Source organism: Paenibacillus terrae, assembly GCF_005217525.1.
In the GTDB taxonomy this organism is placed as follows: domain Bacteria; phylum Bacillota; class Bacilli; order Paenibacillales; family Paenibacillaceae; genus Paenibacillus; species Paenibacillus terrae_C.
The window spans coordinates 138,877-157,349 of sequence record NZ_PNXQ01000016.1 but is presented as its reverse complement, the minus strand read 5'-3'; the positions used below and the strand labels follow the sequence as shown (position 1 = coordinate 157,349).

General features: G+C 45.2%; 18 protein-coding genes. 6 read left to right on the top strand and 12 right to left on the bottom strand.

The window, feature by feature from the left end:
• The first annotated feature begins 28 nt into the window (after nucleotides 1-28).
• Nucleotides 29-1,750, top strand: coding sequence for a hypothetical protein (locus C1I60_RS18335; protein ID WP_137063037.1), 1,722 nt, complete (start codon nucleotides 29-31; stop codon nucleotides 1,748-1,750).
• Here the strand turns inward: C1I60_RS18335 and C1I60_RS18330 are convergent.
• The 3 genes from C1I60_RS18330 to C1I60_RS18320 form a co-directional block, all read right to left on the bottom strand.
• Nucleotides 1,736-2,500 carry an NAD(P)H-binding protein gene (locus tag C1I60_RS18330; protein ID WP_137063036.1) on the bottom strand — a complete coding sequence of 255 codons (765 nt, stop codon included), beginning with the start codon at nucleotides 2,498-2,500 and terminating at the stop codon, nucleotides 1,736-1,738. The two genes, C1I60_RS18335 and C1I60_RS18330, sit on opposite strands and share 15 nt — an antisense overlap.
• Before the next feature lie 122 nt (nucleotides 2,501-2,622).
• Nucleotides 2,623-3,207: a TetR/AcrR family transcriptional regulator gene (locus C1I60_RS18325; protein WP_137063035.1), complete on the bottom strand. Its 585-nt coding sequence runs from the start codon at nucleotides 3,205-3,207 to the stop codon at nucleotides 2,623-2,625.
• 204 nt (nucleotides 3,208-3,411) lie between these two features.
• Nucleotides 3,412-4,131, bottom strand: coding sequence for a YebC/PmpR family DNA-binding transcriptional regulator (locus C1I60_RS18320; RefSeq protein ID WP_137063841.1), 720 nt, complete (start codon nucleotides 4,129-4,131; stop codon nucleotides 3,412-3,414).
• A gap of 348 nt (nucleotides 4,132-4,479) precedes the next feature.
• On the opposite strand from C1I60_RS18320, the gene C1I60_RS18315 reads away from it, so the two are divergent.
• Nucleotides 4,480-5,103 carry an undecaprenyl-diphosphatase gene (locus C1I60_RS18315; RefSeq protein ID WP_252361774.1) on the top strand — a complete coding sequence of 208 codons (624 nt, stop codon included), beginning with the start codon at nucleotides 4,480-4,482 and terminating at the stop codon, nucleotides 5,101-5,103.
• Between the two features lie 65 nt (nucleotides 5,104-5,168).
• Here C1I60_RS18315 and C1I60_RS18310 read toward each other — a convergent pair whose 3' ends face one another.
• Both C1I60_RS18310 and C1I60_RS18305 read right to left on the bottom strand, forming a co-directional pair.
• Entirely contained in the window at nucleotides 5,169-6,575 is a 1,407-nt protein-coding gene (locus tag C1I60_RS18310) for a HAMP domain-containing sensor histidine kinase (RefSeq protein ID WP_137063034.1), read from the bottom strand.
• Nucleotides 6,572-7,243 (bottom strand): response regulator transcription factor, encoded by a 672-nt coding sequence (locus C1I60_RS18305; RefSeq protein ID WP_137063033.1) that lies wholly within the window; start codon nucleotides 7,241-7,243, stop codon nucleotides 6,572-6,574. Before C1I60_RS18305 ends, C1I60_RS18310 begins: the two co-directional genes overlap by 4 nt.
• A 202-nt stretch (nucleotides 7,244-7,445) precedes the next feature.
• Between C1I60_RS18305 and C1I60_RS18300 the strand changes: the two genes are divergently transcribed.
• Together C1I60_RS18300 and C1I60_RS18295 are read left to right on the top strand one after the other, a co-directional pair.
• Nucleotides 7,446-8,369: an alkaline phosphatase family protein gene (locus tag C1I60_RS18300; protein WP_252361842.1), complete on the top strand. Its 924-nt coding sequence runs from the start codon at nucleotides 7,446-7,448 to the stop codon at nucleotides 8,367-8,369.
• Nucleotides 8,370-8,396: 27 nt separating this feature from the next.
• Complete coding sequence (locus C1I60_RS18295) at nucleotides 8,397-9,161, top strand: spermidine synthase (protein WP_137063839.1); 765 nt, start codon at nucleotides 8,397-8,399, stop codon at nucleotides 9,159-9,161.
• A gap of 108 nt (nucleotides 9,162-9,269) precedes the next feature.
• On the opposite strand, the gene C1I60_RS18290 is transcribed toward C1I60_RS18295, so the two are convergent.
• From C1I60_RS18290 to C1I60_RS18275, 4 genes are all read right to left on the bottom strand, one after another.
• A complete protein-coding gene (locus C1I60_RS18290) occupies nucleotides 9,270-10,976 on the bottom strand; it encodes a proline--tRNA ligase (protein ID WP_137063031.1) in 1,707 nt (568 codons plus the stop codon).
• A 339-nt stretch (nucleotides 10,977-11,315) separates the two neighbouring features.
• The gene (locus C1I60_RS18285; protein ID WP_137063030.1) at nucleotides 11,316-11,996 is read right to left on the bottom strand and encodes a P-loop NTPase family protein; all 681 of its coding nucleotides are present in this window, start codon (nucleotides 11,994-11,996) and stop codon (nucleotides 11,316-11,318) included.
• Between the two features lie 61 nt (nucleotides 11,997-12,057).
• Nucleotides 12,058-13,101, bottom strand: a complete 1,044-nt coding sequence (locus tag C1I60_RS18280) for a carbohydrate kinase family protein (protein ID WP_137063029.1) — start codon at nucleotides 13,099-13,101, stop codon at nucleotides 12,058-12,060.
• 207 nt (nucleotides 13,102-13,308) lie between these two features.
• Nucleotides 13,309-14,598 carry a glycoside hydrolase family 27 protein gene (locus tag C1I60_RS18275; RefSeq protein ID WP_137063028.1) on the bottom strand — a complete coding sequence of 430 codons (1,290 nt, stop codon included), beginning with the start codon at nucleotides 14,596-14,598 and terminating at the stop codon, nucleotides 13,309-13,311.
• Nucleotides 14,599-14,820: 222 nt separating this feature from the next.
• Here C1I60_RS18275 and trhO point away from each other — a divergent pair, with 222 nt between their 5' ends.
• Both trhO and C1I60_RS18265 read left to right on the top strand, forming a co-directional pair.
• Nucleotides 14,821-15,714, top strand: a complete 894-nt coding sequence (trhO, locus tag C1I60_RS18270; RefSeq protein WP_137063027.1) for an oxygen-dependent tRNA uridine(34) hydroxylase TrhO — start codon at nucleotides 14,821-14,823, stop codon at nucleotides 15,712-15,714.
• A 222-nt stretch (nucleotides 15,715-15,936) separates the two neighbouring features.
• Nucleotides 15,937-16,863, top strand: a complete 927-nt coding sequence (locus C1I60_RS18265) for an AEC family transporter (protein ID WP_137063838.1) — start codon at nucleotides 15,937-15,939, stop codon at nucleotides 16,861-16,863.
• A 74-nt stretch (nucleotides 16,864-16,937) separates the two neighbouring features.
• Here C1I60_RS18265 and C1I60_RS18260 read toward each other — a convergent pair whose 3' ends face one another.
• The 3 genes from C1I60_RS18260 to C1I60_RS25800 form a co-directional block, all read right to left on the bottom strand.
• Nucleotides 16,938-17,162, bottom strand: coding sequence for a hypothetical protein (locus C1I60_RS18260; protein ID WP_137063026.1), 225 nt, complete (start codon nucleotides 17,160-17,162; stop codon nucleotides 16,938-16,940).
• Between the two features lie 13 nt (nucleotides 17,163-17,175).
• Nucleotides 17,176-17,439, bottom strand: coding sequence for a DUF5132 domain-containing protein (locus tag C1I60_RS18255; RefSeq protein ID WP_137063025.1), 264 nt, complete (start codon nucleotides 17,437-17,439; stop codon nucleotides 17,176-17,178).
• Nucleotides 17,440-17,476: 37 nt separating this feature from the next.
• The coding region (locus tag C1I60_RS25800; protein WP_252361773.1) for an HAD-IC family P-type ATPase at nucleotides 17,477-18,473 on the bottom strand (997 nt) is incomplete at its 5' end.

The following is an 18,473-nucleotide window of genomic DNA, read 5'->3' as shown; positions in this document are numbered from 1 at the left end:
TTCCATTATCAGGGGAGTGGCTTTAATTATGTTTAAAAATGAGATTTTAACAGGCTCACTACAGGAGCGCAAACAGATCGTAATCGACGATGTAGCAGCATTGGGCTACCCTTATAGTGAGTATGATCAGGGCCGAAAGGTCGGTGGTTATGCGGCTATGGCGCAATTTTCCAAAGGAAATATCAGCACTGGACTTGCCTACGTCAACATTCATTTGGATCGAAACAAAGACATGTTCTGGGGAATTAACGTAATGGAAGCTTATATGAAGTATAAAGAGTATTACTCCCCCGCATTAAAGGATAAAGTAAAAGCAAAAATGCTAAGTTTTAACATTTTGAATGCCGATGGGACGGCTCTGTCGGGAAATACAGAAAATCAACGGCTCATGTATGCGGCAGTCGGGGTTGTCGGAGCGGAAGAATGGCCAGATTATCCGGTGAATTATGCTACCATCGCCAGAAGCTATCTGCTGTCCGAACTTTCCACAATTACAAAACAGGGGTACTTTGAATACGACTCCCCAACATATTTTATCCATCATGTAGGACCGCTATTGTTCATTACCGAACACTTGAAAGATGCGACATTGCGGAATATGGCCAAACTGACGTTGGAGTGGTATTTTGCCAGTATCGTAGGGGAGTGGCTGCATGGGTACTGGGTGACCAGTCAGGCCAGAACTTATAATGCGCAGCAAGAGCCGGGATATACACTTGATGAGAGTGCAGTGCTACTGTGGATGTTGTTTGGAGACAGTCGTAAGCCGATATATCTCGGCAATGAAACCAATCTGAAATTTACCACGATTCCATTTACGGTTGCGAACTACGAGTTACCAGACATTTTCAAGAGTATAGCGACAGCCCGTTCTACAACTTACACACATAAGGAACGGATGCCTAGAAACAGTAACAAACCGTATAAGACAAGCTACATCACCCCGGATTACGCCGTATTCAGTCAAAAGGACAATCGACTCGCACAAAACCAGCTTCATCGTTGGGGCATCAAATGGGTGGGAGATACATACAGTGACGAACCAAATACGTTCTTCATGAAGCAACACTTCAGTGAGCCGATTAACTTGAATCCGTCCAACTCGGAATATTGGATTGGCGGAACGAATATGGAGGAAGTGCTTCAGGACGACGGTGCACTCATTGCGGTATACAATATCACAAATTCAAATACATGGATCGACGGCCCTGTTTCATATAACGGAATCAAAGCAACGATCGAACAGGACCCATTCAACAGGAACGGCTGGGTATTCTTCCATACAGGTAAAATGCTGATGGCTGTCAGAACGGCACAACCTTACGATTGGCCTTATGACACGGAATCGTGGAAATACGGAGGTTATCAGAGAGCGTTGCGGAGTGACGGGGCAAAAAATGCGGTCATTGTTGAAACAGCACCTCTTATGGACTACGCAGGCGGTTCTTGCATTAGAGAGCTTGACTGGTTTGCTGAGGCTGTCCTGACGAAAACCGTAGTGGATTTCAGCGGTGTTAACGATACCAATCCCCGGGTCTATTACAAAGCATTAACAGGTAAAGAGATGGAAATCGTATATGCCACCTCACGTAAAATTCAGGGTGCAGAAGTCAATTATGCTAATTGGCCTCTGCTGGATGATCCGTGGATGCATCAGAATTATAATGGAAATAAACTCAATTTGGTTCATGACAGAGAGAGACGGACCTATGATTTCAATAACTGGAAGGTAACATCAAGCATTATGTAAAGTGTCTGTCGCCAACTGACAAGGGCGTCTCAACCAGGCTATCAGATCTGTTTGAGACGCCCCTACATTTACTTCCAGGTGACTACATGGGTTTGCACAAATGTGCTGAATCGTTTTTCCTATAACATGGCCGATCAACTGAGAAACTTCACCATATGTCAACGAATGAGGTCCAGTGATTACATGAGCTGTGTTATGAGGCTTATCGTCAATCAGGGCTCTTACCCCCACTTCTGCAATGTCATCTGCGCTGACGAAACCCACTCTCCCATCCCCTGTCGCACTATAAATCGTGCCGGTGTTTTTGATGGTGCTAACATGCTGACCTTCGGTAAAGTTCTGCATAAAATAGGATGGCTGTAATACTGTCCACTCAGGAGCTAAATTGCTGAGGGCTTGATGCACCGGTCCGAATACCGGGCCATCCGCAGGGACAGATGCGCTGCCCAGAAGCACGAACCTTTTCACGCCTTCATGGATGGCTTTTTCAATAAAAGGAATCATGACTTTGGCGGGATTTACGTCTAATACAGGCACAACCAAATAAACTTTATCTACATTCGTCAACGCTTTTGTATGTGTTGATTCATCGTACCAATCAAAATGTACATGATCTGAGCCGGGCAAATTTGTCGAGTTGCTAAGTCCCGCTAACCGGACTGGATGCTGAAACTGCTTAAGTCTGGCAGCAATGCGACTACCGGTTTTGCCGCTTGCCCCTGTAATCAACGCAATATTGGTGTCTGTCATTGGACTTATCTCCTTATCGAAAACAAATTTTTCAGACTAAACAGTCTGGAATATCCAAAAAAAATTGACTAATCGGTCCGAAATCATCAAAAAATAAACGCTATAAAGCGCTCAAAATAAAATCAATCCAAAATCGACAACGTCGTACGCACGATATCTTTAAGCACATCAGGGCTTGCGCCCGTTTTGGCAGTAAATGTCAACGATAGCCGGGCATGATTTAGAAATCTGGCCATTGACAATAGCTCAGGTTCCGTAGAATGAATCTCTCCCTCTTCTTGGGCACGAACCAGGGCCTTGTAGAAAGCAAGCTCAAGCCTTTCTGTATTCGCAGATATAAAAACTTTGATTTCATGATGATGCGGAACCTGTTCAATAGCACTGTTCATAATAAAGCATTCCTTGGATAGCTTGGGGTCCGTCAAAACCCTGACAGATTCATTAAAAATCATCGCTATGGCTTCCTTAATGCTCCCTGGTTGACTTAGAAGATGAACTACGACTTCAGTTTTGTCACCCATATAGAGCTGAATAGCCGAAAAAAATAAATCATATTTCGTCCCATAGGTATCGTAAAGACTCTGCCGTGCTATACCGAGCTGATCCAATAAAATGGCAAGAGAAGTTCCCTCATAGCCATGCTCTCCAAATACAGCCATGGCTTTTCGCAAGACACTCTCTGTATCGAATTCTTTAGCTCTTCCCAAACTTCACTTTCACCTCCGATTGCCTATGATCATACCTTTTATCAGACTAATCAGCCTAGAAAAAACGCCAATTCTCCCATTCAACAAACCAGGGCCCGTTGCCCAATTACACAGAAATAGCTGTATTTACACAAAAAACACCGTATCGGAATACGATGTTTTTATGTTGCTCATAAGTGAGGATTTTGCAAAATCCTGAAGTAACTATTCCTCAGAGTCTACGTTGTGGTAAACCTGCTGAACGTCCTCCAAATCTTCTAATGCATCAATCAATTTGTCAAATTGAAGCTGTGCATCTTCTGGAAGAGTAATATCATTTTGGGCAAGCATGGTAAGTTCGGCCACTGTAAATTCTGTAACTCCCGCCTGCTTGAAAGCTTCCTGTACAGCATGGAATTGGTCAGGCTCCGCGTATACGATAACAGCCTCATCCTCTTCGATGATATCACGCACCTCTACATCTGCCTCCATCAACAGCTCCAACACTTCATCTGCGGTTTTACCTACCAGACCAATAACCGCTGTTGAATCAAACATATAGGCTACAGATCCGCTTACACCCAGACTGCCGCCATTTTTAGTAAAAGCAGAACGCACATCAGATGCCGTACGGTTTACGTTATTGGTGAGTGCATCTACAATGACCATGGAACCGTTCGGTCCGAAGCCTTCATAGCGAAGCTCAACATAGTTTTCATCTCCGGCGCCTTTTGCTTTTTCAATCGCTCGGTCAATGATGGCTTTCGGTACATTGTACGTTTTTGCACGTTCTAGTACGACTCTTAAAACCCGATTGGATTCAGGATCAGGCTCACCCTGTTTGGCTGCTACATAAATTTCTACGCCAAATTTAGCATATATACGACTCGTATTAGCATCCTTGGATGCCTTTTTTTCTTTAATATTGTTCCACTTACGTCCCATAATATCCCGCTCTCTTTCTATATGAATATACACAACGGTATTCATTATATCCTTGAGCATTTTGCATAAATCCCAAGAGCGATTTTAGATCAGCAATATATAGATCGAAACGGTTTAGTTCGTCTATATATTGTACTTTCAAGCGTCGGGAATCGAATGATGCAAAATGCTGCCTTGTATATTATATCTCCTAAAGGACACTTGAACAAGTTCAAAGGATTTAGTGATAAAAATATCTCATTTTCTCATGAAATTCTAATTTTCATCTAAGGGTGCTCCCATGTTCAAGAGTTAAGATCATGTTACTTTCTACTTTTGAATCACATAAGAAAAGGAGTAATCCCTAATATGTTATCTAATATGTTATCTAACCTGGACTATCAGATTTTTCACCTCATTAATGAACAAGCGAACAGCTTTTCTGTTCTGAATGGGCTGATGCGTTTTTTCGCCGAAGATGCCCAATATGTGTTCGCCCTGGCCTTGCTCCTGTACTGGTTTTCAAGAAATAAACTTAACCGGAAAATGGTCATCTCGGCGGTGGTATCCGTTTGTCTGGGCATGGGGATCAGCTTTATCATCGGACATCTTGTGTATCGGGATCGTCCCTTCGTCACCCACGCCGTCATTCAGCTAATCAAGCACCCGGCCAATGCCTCCTTCCCGAGCGACCACGCCATTGGAGCTTTTGCGCTGGCGGCCACGTTTTGGCTGTACGGTAAGAGGTTTAGATTGTTGTGGCTCGCCGCAGCTTTACTTATTGGTTTTTCCCGTATCTGGACTGGCGTTCATTACCCGTCAGATATTGCGGCTGGTGCGCTGATTGGCACCTTGTCTGCAGTTAGTACCCGATATCTTCTCCTGCGTTTCAAACATCCTCGGAAACTGGTAAATTCTTGCTTGAACCTGTACGAAAAAATGGAACATAAAATCTGGAACAGATCAAACAAACCACAAGCTGACGATGCTTGAGTGTGAAAGAAGCTCCGTAAACCATGGATATGGCTTACGGAGCTTCTTTGATTTATCTAACCTATTTAGAGTCTGTATATTGGAAAACAAAGCGTTACGGTTGTCCCTATATGTTCAATACTGCTTACTCTGATGTTACCGTTATATCGCTTGACCAGCTGCTTGGCTATCGCAAGGCCCAAACCTGTCCCGCCCTGCTCGCGGCCTCTGGCCTTATCCACCCGATAAAATCGGTCGAATACATATGGCAAGTCCTCCGCCGGAATTCCGATTCCGTAATCGGTAATATGAATATAAACCTCGTCTCGTTCCAGCGTCCCCGTTACAAGGATTTCTTTCGAAGAGCCAGCATATTTAACGGCGTTATCCAGCACGATCAGTAACAGTTGTTCCAGATGCTGAGGCGTGATGTGAATCTGCACCTTTTCGAGGGGAGTCAGTTCCTCCCGGAATATCATATCAGGATGCAGCATGGCAAAATTGGTGAGCGTATACTGAACGGTGTGACGGATTTCTATTACAGGCACATTCTGTTCAGAAGTTCCCGATTCGGCCCGCGTCAACTCCAAAAGATCGTTTACAATGCCTTTCAAACGCTCAAGCTCCTGGACGGACACACTGAGCGACTCGTCCAATATGGCCGGATCGTGTTTGCCCCAGCGGTTCAATAAGGAGATATGGCCTTCAATAATCGAAATGGGTGTACGTAATTCATGGGAGGCATCCTCAACAAACTGCTTTTGCTGTAGAAAAGAACGCTCCAACTGATCAATCAGCCCATTAAACACTCTTCCCAGATTTGACAGCTCGTCATTGTTATCGGATACTTGGACACGTTCCTCATGCAGCCCTTTTTTCCGTATTCTTGTCATCGTATCCGTCATGGACTGAATCGGCCGGATTAACTGGCGTGAAAGAAAAACTCCTCCTAGAGCGCTTAATAGAATAGCACCTATACCGCCCATAATCATGACACCTTTTATTTTGTCACTCACCTTCTCTAAATTTTCCATATTATTGATAATTTCAATTGTTCCCCTAAAACCACCTGAATTCAGCGGACTTCGCATGATCAAAACCTGGTCCTCCAGATGCCAGGCAGTCATAATCCGAGTGCTTTGCGCCGTTTGCGGCGGAAACCAATCCTCAGGCATCTCATCGCTGACGCTCAATAGCGGGGTTCCTTGCTGATTCAATATGCGGATCATTTGATGCGGATCATTCATATCCTCAACAAAACGTTGACTGTTTACTATTTCCTGCGCAGACATCTGTTTTTCCTGAAAAAAGTTTTGGATTTCATTCATACTCTTGCGGATGCTCACTTCTCCCTCGCTGATCATCCATTGGTTAATCGTAAAATATTGGACACCGTTGTACAAAACAAACAGAATACATAGCAGCAACGAAGACCACACCGCCAATTTCCAACGAATAGGGAGTCGGGAGAATATGAATTTTAACGTTGTCATCTTCGGATCACATACCCCAATCCGCGTAGTGTCTGAATAAAGCTCGGTTCCCCAGGCTCGTCGATTTTGCTTCGCAGATAACGAATATATACATCGACGACATTCGTTTCCACCTCTGAATCATAGCCCCATATGAGTTCCATTAGCCTCTCCCGGGTCATGACGCGCCCAATATTCTGCATTAATATGGACAGCAGATCAAATTCACGCTTCGTCAACTCAATAATCTGCTGGTCTTTGGTCAAAATGCGGGCCTCGCTGTCCAACACCAATCCATTGTAGATAATTTGATTGGTATCCTCCACAGAGCCACTGCGTCGCAGCAAAGAACGCATCCGTGCCAGCAACTCTTCAATAGCAAATGGCTTAGGGATATAATCATCTGCCCCGCTGTCCAGCCCCATCACTTTGTCCATCACACCGTCTCTGGCGGTCAGCATAATGATGGGAGTTTGCTTCGTTTTGCGAATCCGTCGGCATACTTCGATTCCGTTGAGACCTGGAAGCATTAAATCCAGCAGGATGATATCCCATTCCTCGTTTAACGCAGACTCCAGCCCCTTCCGACCTTCATAGTTGACGGTTACCTCGTAAGATTCATGCTTTAGTTCCAGTTCAATGAAACGGGCCAAATTTTTCTCATCCTCGATCAGCAGTATCTTCTTCATAGCTATCCTTTCTATGCTCGGGGCGTCTTTTCCTAGTATGCTTGATATAGAAATAAGTTTACTCTATGTACATTAAAAAATAATGATCTTTTCACTTTATTTTTCTCATGATATTTTAATGTGTCCTGAGTAAGCTTGATCATGAATCTATGAACACAGTTCTGTGATCAATTAATCATGAAATGAGGTTCCTCTGTTGAAAATGAAAATACTGTTGACCGCCATCGCTCTAACGGTAGCCTTTTGTATAATGTCTCATTCCGACTGGTTTACGAACCGTTCTGATGCTAAGGGCGTTCAACCCTCGGCTTTGGCGGTCACACCCGTCAAGTCTGAAACAACGCAGTCCAATGCCGCCAAGTCTCCGCACCGTATGGATCATATCGTCATTGTTGTGGAAGAAAATCATTCGTCGAAAAAAATATCAGGCAATTCTTCCGCACCCTTTATGAATGACCTGATGAAAAACGGTGTTTCTCTGATGAATCATTATGCGATCGAACACCCGAGTCAACCGAACTATCTGGATCTTTTTTCCGGTTCCAATCAAGGGGTGAATAATGACCTGACTCCCAAGAAGATGAACGCCAACAATCTGGCATTGGAGCTTACGAAACATGGATATACGTTTGGGGGCTACTCAGAGGGACTGCCCAAAACCGGATTTACAGGCCCTTATGATCTGAAAACCCGATATGCCAGAAAACATAATCCGTGGGTGAATTTCACCAACCTGCCTGCCTCGATCAATATGCCTTTAACCAGCTTTCCGCAAAATTTTAATCAGTTGCCGGCCGTTTCTTTTGTCATTCCCAACCTGAACCACGATATGCACGACGGCACGATCCGGGAAGCAGATCAATGGTTGCAAGCCCACTTGTCCTCTTATGCCCGCTGGGCGCCGCAGCATAACAGTCTTTTAGTCGTAACATGGGACGAAGATGACATGAGCAGCAACAACAAAATCCCGACTATGATCATAGGTCCTCATTTGAAAAACGGCCCATACAACGAGAAAAGCAATCATTTCTCCGTGCTGCGCATGATCGAACAATTATACGGATTGGAGCTGCTGGGCAAGAGCAGAACGGCACCGCCGCTTAATATATGGACAACAGGCTCATAAATGTCTAATATGATGGTGGAGTATGACTTGAAGGGGATAGATCACTTGGATGTACTATATAAAAAGTTGAGCAATAATCATGAAATAACGGTATACGATACCACAGAGCTGTATGGTGAAAAAGGATTATTCCGGGTGATGCAGTTTTCAAATGCAGCCGTACAAGGCGCGGTGGATTTGAATCATCCTCAACGCATTCTGTTCGAATATCCGAGAGCAATCATCCATCTCATGGAGCTGAACGATCCGTCATTTGAAGACGTGTTTGTAATCGGGCACGGTATAGGTACGATTGCGGGTCATTTTACAGATAAACGTTTTAAGATTGCCGAGCTGGATGCACAAGTCGTGGAGTTCAGTCGTACATTCTTTGGATACAATAAGGACAATGTGACTGTCGGTGATGGTCGCCTCATTTTGGAGAAAGAAGCGCCAGATGCTTATGATTATATTATTTTAGATGCCTTCACAGATCAGGGAACGCCGCCGCATTTAATATCCAGAGAATTTTTCGGGATCGTCAAAGAAAAGCTGGATTTGGAAGGGTCCATGATTATGAATGTAATGGGCAAAAGTGAACACGATCATCTGATGAATGCCATTCATACAACGTTGCGTGGGGTATTCGCTTATGTCACAGCTTTCTCCCTCCCCTCGGAAGGCGCTGCTGACCTGCAAAATATCATTATGATAGGCCGAGACAAGCCGATCCGATTTCAGGCACGCCATATGGCTGGCTTCAATGAGATTGCACTTGGAGAAGGTCACATTCTACAAGACAGAGATACTTGATGATATATAGTAATTGTTGTTAAAGATACGCCCACACGATTATAGTCCGGGCGTATTGAATTGTGGGAGCGTAGGTGGTACAGGCCTGTAAATGAATAAGCTGAGTAGCTATTGTTGAATAAGCTCCAATATCCGTCTCTCTACATCTTTGATATGAATCGTCTCTTTGTTGCTGGTTCTCCGATCTACTAGCTCTATTTTCCCGTGTTCAGCATCTTTGCCCACAACGATGCGCACGGGAATACCCACTAAATCAGAATCCTTGAATTTAACCCCGGGGCGTTCCTCTCGATCATCCATCAACACCTCGACACCGTGATCCTGTAGCTGGTTGTATAAATCCTCAGCCATCTGCATTTGCAGACTGTCTTTAACAGAGATCGGAATAATATGAACTTGAAACGGGGCCAGCGCATGAGGCCATATCATTCCGTTCTGATCATGATTTTGCTCAACGATGGCAGAGAGGATTCGGGAAACGCCAATGCCGTAGCAGCCCATAATCATCATCTGATTTGCTCCAGACGCGTCCAAAAAATTCGCACCCAGCTTATCGCTGTATTTGGTGCCCAGTTTAAACACGTGTCCAATCTCAATTCCACGATGAAGCTTCAATTCCCCTTTGTCACAGCGAGGACATAGGTCCCCTTCCATAACGTTGCGTAAATCTGCCACATGACGAAGGTCCATATCGCGTCTTGGATTCACATGCCGATAATGATAATCCAGTTCGTTCGCGCCTGCGATACCGCTGGACATTTGAACAACGGCGTAATCCACCCACACAGGGATCGTCAAGCCCCAGGGACCTATGAACCCCGAAGGGGCTCCAGTCGCCTTTGATACGGTATCTGAACTTGCTATTTCGAATTTTTCACTACCTAAAATATGTTTAACTTTCACTTCGTTGACCTCATGATCTCCCCTGACGACTACAGCAACAGGTTGATCATCAGCCATATAAATCAATGTTTTGATCATATCCTGTGGCTGTATTTGCAGCGATTCAACCAGTTGATCTATCGTGCGCAGACCTGGAGTGTGAAATTTTCCCATTTTATCTGCGGCAGTTAATGCTTCTGATTTTTCCATGCTTCGTGGCTCGGCTTTTTCAAGATTAGCGGCATAGTCACAGCAATTACAAGAAGCAATCGTATCCTCGCCAATGTCAGCCAGCGCCATAAATTCATGTGTTCCACCTTCGCCGCCAATAGCACCCGCATCTGCTTCAACTGCGCGAAAGTTTAGGCCACAACGGGTAAAAATACGATGATAGGCCTTAAACATACTCCAATAAGCTTGATCCAGCCCTTCCCAGCTCGCATCAAACGAATAGGCATCCTTCATCAAAAATTCTCTGCTACGGAGCAGGCCAAATCGTGGCCGTCGTTCATCCCGAAACTTGGTTTGAATTTGATACAGCATTACAGGTAATTTTCGATAGGAGTTCACCTCATTTCGCACTAATGACGTAATGACCTCTTCATGGGTAGGACCCAAGGCAAACTCCCGATCATGTCGGTCTTGAATACGCATCAGCTCTGGACCATACACATCGTATCTCCCTGACTCTTGCCACAGCTCAGCAGGCTGCAATGCAGGCATTAACAGCTCCCCAGCTCCTGTACGATCCATCTCATCCCGTACGATTTGCTCCACTTTCCGGAGAACACGTCTGCCGAGTGGCATGTAGCTATACACTCCGGCTGCGAGTTGCCGGATAAACCCTGCACGCAGCATAAGCTGATGACTGATCACTTCGGCTTCTGCGGGCGATTCACGTAATGTTGTCAGTAATAATCGACTTTGGCGCATGTGTGGCTGCCTCCTTGTATGGACGATAAAATGTACGCAAAAAAGACACATCCGTCAGGGACGAATGTGTCGTGGTACCACCCTTAATTTGACCATATCCATAGTATGGAACGGCCCTTCATCAGATAACGGCGTCTAACCGGTAACGGTCTAAAATACACACCGTTACAGCTCGCAAGGCAGGGAAACGTTCATTCGCGGCGAGAAACCTTTCAGCCCATGGATTTCTTCTCTGTACGGCGGTTGTTGAACCTTTGGTCCTTGGTCTACACTATTCCTGTATATTACAATTTTCATTACATTACACGAAACGGAAGCCGTGGTCAAGCAGATAATTATCTATCTGGAATTCTTCCAGAGACATGAACGATATTTTGATTTCAAAATAATTAAACTTCGTTGTTTTCCATATTGCATAATGAATGGCCAAATTTTAGGACGTATACGCCTGCGAAAGCCTAAAACAAAGCGGATAAAACGAGGCGAAATGTCCCAAATACGAATCGCTTCCTGTTCTATTCCTTTGGGCAACTCATTGGAGAAGAGAAAACGGTTAAGCGATCGTGTAATAACTCCTGTTATCGCTTCAATCGTGCTGACATCCATCACAATGATCGTATCAGAGCGCTGGAGCCGCTCTGTAAAATAATAATCATGATAATTCCCTTCGATAATCCATTCTTCCTTTTCGAGCACTTCGCCCAGCTGTTTGAAAAATTGTTCATCCGTGCTCCGCTTCCACTCCGGTCCCCAATACAAATCATCCAGAGAGATGTATGGCAAATGAGTCCACTTGGATAAACGTTTGGCAAAAAAGGTTTTGCCGCTCCCCGGCGAACCGATCACGATAATACGTTTGGCGTGCTGCACAGCAAAAATTTCGTCATTCAGCCTTCGATGTAAGGGCAGCATTGTATAGATCAGTCGATAAAGCGAACCTACCACGAAAGAACCTCCCTTTAAAAACACATACAGGAGGAACAGCGGCAGAAAAACGATAGCGTATTTCACACTGTTCATCAAGCGGCCTGCTCCTTTTACAGTTTCAGCAACAAAAAGTAGGTTAGATTCTCTTCTTCATTTATGTATCTTTCTCCTTAAAATAAACCCCCTTAAAAAACACAAAATTTCGCGGATGTATGCCGTACAGCTCTTTGAACATGGAATGAAGATTATTTAGAGAAATAGTCTCTGAAACCGTCCGATCTGTTTGAATAGTTAAGGCGACACAGCTGATTCCGAATTGACACACTTGCTCCATAGGATATCCTTGGATAATGCCATATATCATTCCGGCAATAAAAGCATCATCTGCGCCCGTGACATCCTTAACTTCCTGAACTGGGTGCATCAAAATTTGTCCATGAGATCCATCCTGCGAGGCAAACAAAACACGGTCAGCTCCCCAAATAAGAATTACATTTTGAACCCCGAGTTGATGAAAAATTCGGGTTGCGTCCAGCATTTTCTGATCATCCGTAAGTTCTATTCCCAAATAGGATTCAGCTTCTACCTGGTTACATACCAGCCAACTCACCCCATTCAAATTTCGAGGAAGCCTTCTCATTTTGGAAGCGGACACTGAAGAAACGACAAGCGGAATCCGATGTTCATGGCATAGCCGTATAATGGAAGCAATTACGTTCATAGAGAAATTCGTGTCCAGCAGCACTAGTCGGGACGAGGCGATCAAAGGAGTATTTTCAAAGATTACTGAAGGAAGGATCTGATCATAAATTTCCATCTCTGCTGTCGCTACAATCAGGCCCCCACGCTCGTCCAGCAAAGCAGTGTAAACTCCTGTTGACGGTTCACCTTTGACTTGCAGAGGAATCACTTTCATATAATGTCTAGACTGCTCGACTATAAATTCGCCTTCCGCATCATCCCCAACTGCGGTTAACAGACTGACCTGTTGGCTTAGCCTCCCCAAATTTTCGGCTACATTGCGAGCCACCCCACCACATGATTGCTGCCTGGTGCTGCTCGGGTTGGAGGTGTGAAGCTGAAATGTACCTTTAATCATAATTTTACGGTCAAGATTAGCCCCCCCGATACATAGTATTTTTTGTCTAGAGGGCCAAGGCTCGTCCAGTTCATTTTTGTGAATCTGTTTTAATTTCATCATTTGACTCCTTTCGCAAGTCTATGGGCATTGGATGTTTTAAATTTGTACAGAAATAGGTACTATATCAAATTAACATGTTCCAAATGTCAAATTCTCAAGAATAATGTCGATTGCATTAAAAAATCACCTATTCGTAAAAATACCAGCCTTTTACGAATAGGTGATTTGGTTTAAAATACAGCCTAAATCCTTCGTTACAATATGCTATTTTAAAATAAATAGAGCAGCTCCATGAGGAGGTAGCTCTGCGGACAGTTCTTGCTCTAAAGTGCCCAGATTCACACGATTCCATAAGTCTCTGCCACAGGCCTGTCCTTCAATGCCCAGGTCGTGCAGCGATACACAGACCCGCGAGGCTTTGTCTCCAGCATTAAACAAAGCCGCATATACATGACCCTCCTCGTTATGCGAAGTCCAGACAATATGTTCATCCTTTCTGTACACCTGCCGGGCATCCAAACCGTTGCGGTGAGCATCCAGCACCTCTTCATTGGTCAGCAGAGAAAGCGTCCACGCATCGTTATCCCGCAATTCTCCCCCAAACATCAGCGGGGATCGGAAAATACTCCACAGGGTCATCATCGTCAATTGCTCATCCTTCGTAAAGCGTGTCCAGCGGTCATGGCTACCGGAATCTACAGAATCTACCGAGCGAATACCCAGATGACCCAGTGGCAGCATGTCGCAATCCGGCCAGTGGCCTGGCCCCACGTGCTCAGCCCATTTCTCGCAGCGCTCAAACATGCCATGCAGCAAAGGCCATACATCCCAGAAATCGTCTGTCATGCGCCACATATTGGCGTTGGCGATTAATTCGGCTGCATGCTCCAGGGGTGCCGGACCGGGCGACAGACTCAAAACCATCGGACGCCCGCATTGGGCGATGGCCTGCCTAATCAATTCAATTTCCGCCAGATGAATGCCGTAGAGTCGGGAGGCCGCAATGTCATCCACTTTTACAAAATCGACACCCCATTCGGCATACTGATCAAACAGCGAGTTATAATACTCCTGTGCGCCTTCCTTGGTAGCATCTACCCCATACATATCTGTATTCCAGGGACAAATGGAGTTGGGATGTGCAATCTGCTTTGCTGTTGCCTGAGTTCCCAAAATCGGCGTATCCTGATGCACCGCCTGCCTCGGAATGCCTCTCATAATATGTATACCAAATTTCAAACCCAGACGGTGTATATATTCCGCAAGAGCCTGGAAGCCGCGTCCATCTGCTGCGGAAGGAAAACGATTCACCGCTGGAATGAGACGTGAAAATGAATCCATTTCCAGTGGAACAAAGGAGCGATATTGTGAAGAAACAGCTCCCGGCTCATACCACTGAATATCCACCACGACATATTCCCAACCGTATTCCTTCAAGTGCTCTGCCATATACTGCGCATTTCCCCGTACCTCCTCCTCACGCACCGCTGCGCCGTAGCAATCCCAGCTATTCCACCCCATTGGTGGTGTATGCGCTACCAAATGATGCTTCATTCCGATTCATCCTTTCATCATAAGAATACTCATCCTGCTGCCAAAATCCACCTCGTCACTACGGTATTATTATAATGTAAACCCTTACTTTTGTCGCTCGTCACCTGCCTCTTTATTTTCCAGTCCCACTTTTCATACAAATTAGTTGACTAACTTAAAGAATGTGGTACATTTAAAATTGGTTGTTAAAAAACTTTGACTTGAATCAGAGGGTGATTTTACGTGTGCAAGCATGCTTACAGAATTTTGTTGTTTTACAAATATGTCAATATTGAAGATCCTGCCACCTTTACGGCAGAGCATCTGGCTTACTGCAAGGAGTTGGGCGTCAAGGGAAGAATTTTGATCGCTCAGGAAGGAATTAACGGAACACTGTCTGGTACGGTAGAGCAAACCGAGCAATACATCCGTGATTTGCGCGCCAATCCGAAATTCCACGATATCGTTATTAAAATAGATGAGTCTGACAGTCATGCGTTCAAGAAAATATTTGTACGCCATCGTCAGGAGTTGGTTACGCTGCGTCATGAGGATGAACTGGACCCTAACGAAATCAGTGGCAAGCGTTTGTCACCGAAGGAATTTTATGAGCAGCTTCAAGGTGAAGATGTGGTTGTGCTGGACGGACGTAACGACTATGAATATGACATCGGTCATTTCCGTGGAGCCATTCGTCCGGAAGTCGAGTCTTTCCGTGAGTTTCCACAGTGGATCCGCGACAATATGAGTCAGTTCAAGGACAAGAAAATACTGACGTATTGTACTGGCGGAATCCGGTGCGAAAAGCTGTCCGGTCTTCTGATCAAAGAAGGATTTGATGATGTGGGCCAGCTGGATGGCGGCATTGTAACCTACAGCAAGGACCCGGAGGTTCAAGGCCGTTTGTTTGACGGAAAATGTTATGTGTTTGATGAACGCATCTCGATCCCGATCAACCATACCGACGAGGACGTTATTGTCGGCTCATGCTTCCATTGTGAAACGCCAAACGATCATTATATCAACTGCCCGGTGTGCAATCTCCAGCATATCGTATGTCCAGACTGTGAAGAGCAGCATCAACACTATTGCTCTGATGAATGCCGGACCAAAGCAGAAGCCGTTGCTTCTGCATAAATTAGCAGGATAATTGGTTTCATCGTAAAAAGGGATGCCCCACTAGCCTATCAACATGGCTCTGGGCATCCCTTTTTGTTATTCTACTCGTTGCGAATTAGAATAGCTGTCTAAAGATTCATAGTATATACCTATAGCCTTGATCGCATTTTCATCTTGGACGGGCTTAAAAGCTGCGCCTTATAATGAAAAATGTCATTACAGAAAGGATTGGTGGATTTCATGATTCAAATCGTACTTTCAACCCTTCTATCCGTTATCGTTCCACTGTCCATTCCGGTAATCGCCGGTTTTTTACTCGGCAAATTCATGAAGCTGGAAACGAAACCGCTCTCGACTTTATACTTATATTTTTTAAGTCCCGCGATGATTCTGGACACGTTGCTCAAGGCACAGCTTTCTTTGCATGATGTGGCGCAAACAGCCGCCTTTTCGATCTTGAATCTGCTGCTGTTATGGGGAATTGCACAGCTTGCAGGAAAAATTTTTAAGCTAAGCGCCCCTGAAACGGCTGGACTCACCTTGATCTCCACGCTGACCAACAGTGCAAATTATGGATTACCGCTCATTTTACTAGCCTTTGGACAGCTTGGATTGGACAAGGCCTCTGTGTATGTTGTCATCCAGATGATTCTGGTCAATACCCTTGGAGTTTACTTTGCGGCCCGCTCTGAATTTTCCGTTCAAAGCGCCGTTAAGTCCGTATTCTCGCTGCCTGCGATCTATGCGGCATTACTCGCGCTGAGCCTTCGACTACTGGATTGGCATCTGCCCTCCGGCATCCAATCGGGTGTCTCGATGATTGCAGCAGCCTATTCTCCAGTCGTGCTGGCAATCCTTGGCACCCAGATGGCTTATGTAAAAATATTCAAGCTGGAGCCGTCTATTAAAAAAGCCAGCTACGCAGGGCTTATCATTCGGCTTCTGCTCTCTCCGCTTGCGGCCTGTCTTGCCATGCTGATCCTGGGGATATCGGGCCTTTTGTTCTCCGTGCTCTTTATCCTGGCTTCCATGCCGGTTGCCGTGAATGCTGTCATCTTGGCAGAAAAATTCAATGCATCGCCCAAACTCGTGTCCACCTGTATCCTGTGGAGCACTTTAGCCTCATTCCTGATTTTACCTATCCTCATTATGATTGTAGCAGGATAGCTAGAAAAAAGACTCTCTGGGGTATAGAGAATCCAGTATGCAGCCTGCTGTCGACTTAGGCTGCATACAATTGATTAGCGTATTCGTGGAAAACTGATCCAGCCCAGCAGATTTAATCTTGATTTTTTTCCCTTTTCCCGGATTTGTCCCATAAATTCTCCAAGGAATCGTTCCCACTTTAAACCTATTTCTTTTTTCGTGCTATCGTTTTCAAGGACGCATCTTACACTCTGGTTTAAGGCAGATTCCAAGTGCAATAAGGCTTCGCGTAAATGATTATCTATACTTTGTTCGTTCATTTATCTGTTCTCCTCATTTTTGGGTATTGTCAAGCAATGCGATTTCTTGGTCAAGCTGCTTTTTCATTCTTTCAAATTGGGCCTCGGCAACGATATCTTCCACTTCTTGCCGGGCTAATTCAATGTAAGATTTGCTCCGATTGATCAAGTTGGCTCCGCCTTGCATACCAGCTTCGGCAAGAGGGCGGAAAGTAGTTTTAGCAATAGGAAGCAAAGCAGAAGCGGCAAAGGCGAGCGCAGTGCCAATTACAATTTTATCAATGTTATTTTGCAGCATCGTGATCCTCCTAGTAATTAAGTATTACTGCGGCCGTTTAAGCCGCAGCATAGGTTTGATTTGCAGGCAAAGCCCTGATTGCTTGCTTTTTTGAAATTAGAGCCAAAATCGGTTTGGACAAAAGAGATACCGATCCGGCTACACCAAGGATGGGAATCCAATATTTCAGCGGCAGACTGGCGGTATGGAAAAACCCAGCCAATGGCGGAATATACAGCGCTCCTAGCAGAGCCAGCCAAGAAACGCAGAGAGCCCCGATCAAAAAGCGATCTTTCGTCCAATCGCGCACTGTTTCTTCAGAGCCTTCTTGTCGCCACGAAAAGGTTTGGATCAATTGCCCTGAGACCAATGTTGCAAAAGCAACGCTCTGAGCGACAGGCATTGGCGTACCGACTGCAAGGCTTGCAGCAAATAAGCCGAGCGATCCCAATCCCAGCAGAACCCCTCTTGTAATCACTTTCTGGTACAGGTCTTTATCGATGAAATCGATTCGTTTCTGCTGCTTCGTTTTCTGCCCTGGATTTACAGCGAGAACCATTGCCGGCAAAGCATCGGTCAACAAATTCATCAGCAGAATTTGAATAGGAACCAAAGGGATCGGCAATCCAACCATCACGGCAACGCTGGTGACGATGATCTCAGCCAGATTTCCGGTTAATAAACAGCCGAGTGCCTTACGAATATTTCCAATAATTGTTCGGCCTTCTTTGACCCCCTCCAGAATCGTGCCGAAATGATCTTCCGTTAGCACCATATCCGCAGTTTCCTTCGTTACTTCCGTTCCTGTTCTTCCCATTGCGATACCAACGTTGGCTTGTTTGATAGCAGGCGTATCGTTGACGCCATCGCCAGTCATAGCAACGATTTGTCCTCGTTTTTGCAGCGCTGTTACAATGCGAAGCTTATGCTCAGGCGTGACCCGGGCAAAAATGGATACTTGCTCCACAATTTGGCTCAACTCTTCGTCTGATAAACGGTCAAGCTCATGCCCAGTTATAACACTCTGCGCATCATCACTGTAAATTCCGAGTTGC

What these genes read in the sequence shown, in the direction of transcription:
- C1I60_RS18285 (WP_137063030.1), bottom strand. Translation starts at nt 11,996, where the DNA reads ATGAACAGTGTGAAATACGCTATCGTTTTTCTGCCGCTGTTCCTCCTG.
- C1I60_RS18315 (WP_252361774.1), top strand. Translation starts at nt 4,480, where the DNA reads ATGTTATCTAATATGTTATCTAACCTGGACTATCAGATTTTTCACCTC.
- C1I60_RS18320 (WP_137063841.1), bottom strand. Translation starts at nt 4,131, where the DNA reads ATGGGACGTAAGTGGAACAATATTAAAGAAAAAAAGGCATCCAAGGAT.
- C1I60_RS18335 (WP_137063037.1), top strand. Translation starts at nt 29, where the DNA reads ATGTTTAAAAATGAGATTTTAACAGGCTCACTACAGGAGCGCAAACAG.
- C1I60_RS18275 (WP_137063028.1), bottom strand. Translation starts at nt 14,598, where the DNA reads ATGAAGCATCATTTGGTAGCGCATACACCACCAATGGGGTGGAATAGC.
- C1I60_RS18255 (WP_137063025.1), bottom strand. Translation starts at nt 17,439, where the DNA reads ATGCTGCAAAATAACATTGATAAAATTGTAATTGGCACTGCGCTCGCC.
- C1I60_RS18265 (WP_137063838.1), top strand. Translation starts at nt 15,937, where the DNA reads ATGATTCAAATCGTACTTTCAACCCTTCTATCCGTTATCGTTCCACTG.
- C1I60_RS18310 (WP_137063034.1), bottom strand. Translation starts at nt 6,575, where the DNA reads ATGACAACGTTAAAATTCATATTCTCCCGACTCCCTATTCGTTGGAAA.
- C1I60_RS18330 (WP_137063036.1), bottom strand. Translation starts at nt 2,500, where the DNA reads ATGACAGACACCAATATTGCGTTGATTACAGGGGCAAGCGGCAAAACC.
- C1I60_RS18260 (WP_137063026.1), bottom strand. Translation starts at nt 17,162, where the DNA reads ATGAACGAACAAAGTATAGATAATCATTTACGCGAAGCCTTATTGCAC.
- C1I60_RS18305 (WP_137063033.1), bottom strand. Translation starts at nt 7,243, where the DNA reads ATGAAGAAGATACTGCTGATCGAGGATGAGAAAAATTTGGCCCGTTTC.
- C1I60_RS18300 (WP_252361842.1), top strand. Translation starts at nt 7,446, where the DNA reads ATGAAAATACTGTTGACCGCCATCGCTCTAACGGTAGCCTTTTGTATA.
- C1I60_RS18290 (WP_137063031.1), bottom strand. Translation starts at nt 10,976, where the DNA reads ATGCGCCAAAGTCGATTATTACTGACAACATTACGTGAATCGCCCGCA.
- C1I60_RS18280 (WP_137063029.1), bottom strand. Translation starts at nt 13,101, where the DNA reads ATGAAATTAAAACAGATTCACAAAAATGAACTGGACGAGCCTTGGCCC.